Raw genomic sequence first — 805 nt, forward strand, 5'->3', positions numbered from 1 at the left:
GCGCAGCTGGATGAGGTGCGTAACGACAGCAATACTCGCTGGGAAGAAGTGAAAGACAGCGTGGAAAAAACCTGGGATAGCACCCTGGATGGGCTGAAGGACATCAAGAACAGTCTGTTCAAGTAACGCCAGGCGTTTGAAAAAAAAAACCGGGCTTTTTGCCCGGTTTTTTTATGTCGCACGTGACCCGGTTTTTCAGAGACTTCCCAGCCACTCGGTGATCGCCTGGTGCACTTCGTCACGGCAGTGGTCGTTGAGGATTTCATGCCGGCCTTCAGGCCAGAAGTGCGTGGTCAGCGGTTGCTCCATGGCATGCAACACTTTCTCCAGGGCCATCATGCCCTTGCCGTTGTCGCTCATGGGGTCCTGTTCACCGCCCAGCAGTAGTACGGGCAAGTTTTCCGGCAGTTCGGACAGCCCTGAAATGCTCTGTATGCGACGCATGGCGGTTACCAGTTGCACCCAGGTTTCCGTACTGCAATCGAACCCGCACAGTGGATCATCGATATAACGTTTCACTTCTTCGGCATTGCTGCTCAGCCAGTCGAAATCGGTGGTCGGGTCCGGTACCTGGGTTGCCCAGGTGCCAAAGGTGAGCTTGTGTATCAGCGGGCTGGGGTTGCGTTTGCCCCGGCGCATGCGCTCGAACAGGATGGGCAGGGACATTAACCGGTAGTAGGCACCGGGATGATAATCGCTGGCGCACATTACCAGGCCGGAGAGGGCGTCACCGTGTTGCTCTGCTGTGCCCAGCGCGATAAAAGAGCCCATGCTGTGGCCGCCGAGAACGAGCGGTAACTGTGGG

1 protein-coding gene is annotated in these 805 nt (G+C 56.9%); it reads right to left on the reverse strand.

Translation table 11 applies throughout. From position 1 onward, the window contains the following. Nucleotides 1-195 precede the first annotated feature (195 nt). The coding region (locus A3730_RS05400; protein ID WP_063537658.1) for an alpha/beta fold hydrolase at nt 196-805 on the reverse strand (610 nt) is incomplete at its 5' end.

The organism is Alcanivorax sp. HI0044 (assembly GCF_001634945.1).